At 70.5% G+C, this 4,097-nt stretch carries 5 protein-coding genes and 1 pseudogene; 2 read left to right on the top strand and 4 right to left on the bottom strand.

Annotated features, from left to right (window positions below):
• Positions 1-511, bottom strand: a pseudogene (locus tag G3573_RS20490) (hypothetical protein); the annotation flags it as partial.
• A gap of 209 nt (positions 512-720) precedes the next feature.
• On the opposite strand from G3573_RS20490, the gene G3573_RS20485 reads away from it, so the two are divergent.
• Positions 721-1,116 (top strand): NADH:ubiquinone oxidoreductase subunit NDUFA12, encoded by a 396-nt coding sequence (locus G3573_RS20485; RefSeq protein ID WP_163263515.1) that lies wholly within the window; start codon positions 721-723, stop codon positions 1,114-1,116.
• 11 nt (positions 1,117-1,127) lie between these two features.
• Positions 1,128-1,742, top strand: coding sequence for a DUF2155 domain-containing protein (locus tag G3573_RS20480; RefSeq protein WP_163263514.1), 615 nt, complete (start codon positions 1,128-1,130; stop codon positions 1,740-1,742).
• Here the strand turns inward: G3573_RS20480 and aat are convergent.
• The 3 genes from aat to accB all read right to left on the bottom strand — a co-directional run.
• On the bottom strand, positions 1,709-2,359 hold the full coding sequence (gene aat / locus G3573_RS20475; RefSeq protein WP_163263513.1) for a leucyl/phenylalanyl-tRNA--protein transferase: 651 nt from the start codon (positions 2,357-2,359) through the stop codon (positions 1,709-1,711). The genes G3573_RS20480 and aat overlap by 34 nt on opposite strands.
• A gap of 67 nt (positions 2,360-2,426) precedes the next feature.
• On the bottom strand, positions 2,427-3,770 hold the full coding sequence (accC, locus tag G3573_RS20470; protein WP_163263512.1) for an acetyl-CoA carboxylase biotin carboxylase subunit: 1,344 nt from the start codon (positions 3,768-3,770) through the stop codon (positions 2,427-2,429).
• Between the two features lie 8 nt (positions 3,771-3,778).
• A partial coding sequence (gene accB, locus G3573_RS20465; RefSeq protein WP_163263511.1) for an acetyl-CoA carboxylase biotin carboxyl carrier protein occupies positions 3,779-4,097 on the bottom strand: 319 nt, incomplete at its 5' end.

Raw genomic sequence — 4,097 nt, 5'->3', positions numbered from 1 at the left:
AGGCCAGGTCGGCGGCGCGGCAGGCGGCCAGGCGCGCTTCCAAAGCAGGGCGGAACTCTACGCCGTCCAGGCGCAGCACCGCCGTCTCGGCCACGGCCGGCAGGCGGTCGTCGGCCACCGGGTGGACGCGCTCGCCGCCGGCGCGCTGGGCGGCCGGGGCGACCAGGCCCGAGGCGATGGCGGCCGACAGCTCTTCGGCGAACAGTTCGGCGTCGGCTTCCTGGGCGAACAGGCCGGTGGCGTAGCCCCAGGCGGCCAGGCGCCGGGCGTAGCGGTCCGGGCCGCCGGCCAGCAGCGGATCGAACGGCTTGTCGGGCGACAGGCTGGCGGGGGCGTTGGCCGGCCAGTCGCCGGGCAGGGACGCGGCCCAGTCCAGCCAGGCCTCGACCCGGGCGTTGGTCCAGTCCTGCGGGGCCTCGACCTCGACCACCCCGCGCACGGTCTCGATCCGCCGTGACTGGCGTTCGAACCGAAGGCTTTCGGGGCGCGTGAACAGTTTTTCGAAACGCATGGCCGATTCCGTCGAGAGCGCTCTCGACCCACGGTAGAAGTGTTAATCGAGGGTTGGCAATAAACCTTGAGGCCGCGGAGCCAGTTACCCACAATATCTAGCGTGGCCGTACCGTTTCTCGACGGCTGGACGGGGCGGGGGGCGGCGCCTATAGTCCGCGCCGCGCGGCCGCCCGGCGTGCGCCTTGGTTTTTCTCGGGTTTCAGCGACGTGTTGGACAAGATCTTCACCTGGTGGAACGGCGCCACTCTCGGCACCCTGCTCACGGTCAAGCGCCGCGGCGTGTTCGTCGGCCAGGACGAGTTCGGCAACCGCTACTACGAAGCCAAGGACACCAAGTGCTCCTACGACGGCCGCAAGCGCCGCTGGGTGCTGTTCAACGGCTACGCCGAGGCGTCCAAGGTGTCGCCCGATTGGCACGGCTGGCTGCACTACACCTTCTCCGAGCCGCCGACCCGTGCGCCTTTGCCGCGCCGTAGCTGGGAGAAGGAACATCTCCCCAATCTGAGCGGAACGCCGTACGCTTGGCGCCCGAAGGGCTCGCTGGCCCGTGGCGGCAAGCGCGCCGCGGCCACCGGCGACTACGAGGCCTGGAAGCCGGAGTGAGGGGTGGCGGCATGCGGATGCTGAAGGCGGTCGGCGCGGCGGCGCTCCTGGCGACGCTGGGCGCGGGCCTGGTGCAAGCCCAGACTGTGCAGCCGCCCGCGCCGCAGGCCCCCCAGCCGACGACCGCGCCCCAGGACGATTCCTCGGAAGAGCCGCCGCCGGCTCCGGGCGAGGTGACCCCGCCGACGGTCTACAAGCAGCCCGTGCCGACCCCGATCTATCCGGAAGAGCCGGAGGCTCCGGCCGCGCCGGAGAAGAAGGCCGAGGCCCCAGCCGCCGCGCCCGAGACGCCGGTCGCCCCGGACAAGCGTGCGCGCCACCAGGCCGCCGTCATCCAGGCGCTGGACAAGATCACCGCCGAGACCATGCGCTTCGAGGCCAAGGTCGGCGTGCCGGTCCGCTACAAGGGCCTGGTGTTCACCGTGCGCGCCTGCGAGACCAGCGCGCCGGACGAGCCGATGAAGGACACCGCCGCCTACGTCGAAGTGCGCGCCGAACCGCGCGCCCAGGCCGAGCAGCGGCCGTCGCGTCAGGTGTTCAAGGGCTGGATGTACGCCAGCTCGCCGGGCCTGAACCCGTTCGAGCACCCGGTCTACGACGCCTGGCTGATCGCCTGTAAGGCCTGAGCCCCGCCCGAACGGGCCGGCAGGGCGAAGAAGTCCCCCTCGACCTGAATCGCGCGCGCCAGGCGGCGGCGGTATTCCGCGCGCCCGATCTCAACCGCCCCGAACTGGGCCAGGTGCGAGGTCATGAACTGGGCGTCCAGCAGCTGGAAGCGGCCGGCGGTCAGGCGGCCGATCAGGTGGACCAGCGCCACCTTGCTGGCGTCCCGCTCGCGCGAAAACATGCTCTCGCCGAAGAAGGCGCCGCCCAGCGCCACGCCGTATAGGCCGCCGACCAGCTTGCCCTCGCGCCAGCACTCGACGCTGTGGGCGTGGCCGCGCGCGAACAGGGCGACGTACAGCTCCTGGATCGGGCGGTTGATCCAGGTCTCGTCGCGCTCGTCGGTGGGGGCGGCGCAGGCCTCGACCACCTCCTCGAAGGCGGTGTCGATGCGCACCTCGTAACGGTCCGAGCGGACCGTGCGGGCCAGGCGGGTGGGGATGTGGAAGGCGTTGAGCGGCATGACCCCGCGCCGCTCGGGGTCGATCAGGAAGACGCGCTCGTCGTCGCGCGCGTCCGCCATCGGGAAGACGCCCCGCGCATAGCAATCGATCAGATCGTCGACGGTGAAGGCCTGCACGGCAGGGTCCGGGCGTCCTTGAAGGGCGACAGCCCTCCCCGTGAGGGGAGGGCTGCTCAACAGCGCGTCAGCCGCCCTGTTTGATCCAGTTTTCCAGCCAGTGGATGTTGTACTCGCCCTTCAGAATGTCGGGCTCGACCAGCAGGTCCTGGAACAGCGGGATGGTCGTGTCGATGCCGGCCACCACCATTTCGCCCAGCGAGCGCTTCAGGCGGGCGATGCACTCGGCGCGGTCGCGGCCGTGCACGATCAGCTTGCCGGCCAGGCTGTCGTAGTAGGGCGGGATCGAATAGCCGGTGTAGAGCGCGCTATCGAGGCGCACACCCAGGCCGCCGGGGGCGTGGAAGTCGGTGACCAGGCCCGGCGACGGCGTGAAGGTGCGCGCGTTCTCGGCGTTGATGCGGCACTCGATGGCGTGGCCTTCGAACACCACGTCTTCCTGCGTGAAGCTGAGCTTCTCGCCGGCGGCGATGCGCACCTGTTCGCGGACCAGGTCGATGCCGGTGATCTGCTCGGTCACCGGATGCTCGACCTGCAGGCGGGTGTTCATCTCGATGAAGAAGAACTCGCCGTCCTCGTAGAGGAACTCGATGGTGCCGACGCCGAGGTAGCCGATCTTGCGGATCGCATCGACGACGGTCTTGCCGATCTTGGCGCGGGCGGCGGCGTCGATGACCGGGGAGGGGGCCTCCTCCAGCACCTTCTGGTGACGGCGCTGCAGCGAGCAGTCGCGCTCGCCCAGGTGCACCACGTTGCCGTACGCGTCGGCGATGACCTGGATCTCGATGTGGCGCGGCTTCTGGAGGTAGCGCTCCATGTAGACCGTGCCGTCGCCGAAGGCCGCGGCGGCTTCCGCCTGGGCGGTGGAGACCGCTTCGGCCAGGCTCTCGCGGTCCTTGGCCACCTTCATGCCGCGACCGCCGCCGCCGGAGGCGGCCTTGATCAGCACCGGGAAGCCGATCTTCTCGGCCGCCGCCATGGCCTCTTCGACCGTGGCCACGCCGCCGTCGGAGCCGGGGACGACCGGAATGCCGGCCTCCATGGCGGTCTGCTTGGCGGTGATCTTGTCGCCCATGATCCGGATGTGCTCCGGTTTCGGGCCGATGAAGGTCATGCCGTGCGCGCCGACGATCTCGGCGAAGCGGGCGTTCTCGGACAGGAAGCCGTAGCCCGGGTGGATCGCCTGGGCGCCGGTGATCTCGGCGGCCGCGATGATCGACGGGACGTTCAGGTAGCTCTTGGCGGCCGGGGCGGGGCCGATGCAGACGCTTTCGTCGGCCAGGCGCACCCACATGCCGGACGCGTCGGCCTCGGAGTGGACCGCCACGGTGGCGATGCCCATCTCCTTGCAGGCGCGGTGGACCCGAAGCGCGATCTCGCCCCGGTTCGCGATCAGAACCTTGTCGAACATGGCCGCGACTACTCGATCACGACCAGCGGTTCACCGTACTCGACCGGCTGAGCGTCGCCGACCAGCACCTCGAGCACGACGCCGTCACGCGGGGACGGGATCGGGTTCATGGTCTTCATGGCTTCGACGATCAGCAGGGTCTGGCCCGCCTTCACGCGGTCGCCCGGCTTCACGAAGACGTCGGCGCCCGGCTGCGGCGCCAGATAGACGGTGCCGACCATCGGCGACTTCACCAGATCGCCCTTGGCCGGAGCCTCGGGGGCCGGCGCGGCGGCGGCGGCGACCGGCGCCGCGGCGGCGGCCATCGGGGCCGGAGCGGCCATCGGG

This window comes from Caulobacter sp. 17J65-9 (genome assembly GCF_010975005.1).
Lineage (GTDB): Bacteria > Pseudomonadota > Alphaproteobacteria > Caulobacterales > Caulobacteraceae > 17J80-11.
The sequence above is the reverse complement of the archived record's forward strand: the minus strand, read 5'-3'. Positions and strand labels throughout refer to the sequence as shown.

Excerpts from the sequence above, each read along its gene's own strand:
- G3573_RS20480 (WP_163263514.1), top strand. The coding sequence starts at position 1,128 with ATGCGGATGCTGAAGGCGGTCGGCGCGGCGGCGCTCCTGGCGACGCTG.
- accC (WP_163263512.1), bottom strand. The coding sequence starts at position 3,770 with ATGTTCGACAAGGTTCTGATCGCGAACCGGGGCGAGATCGCGCTTCGG.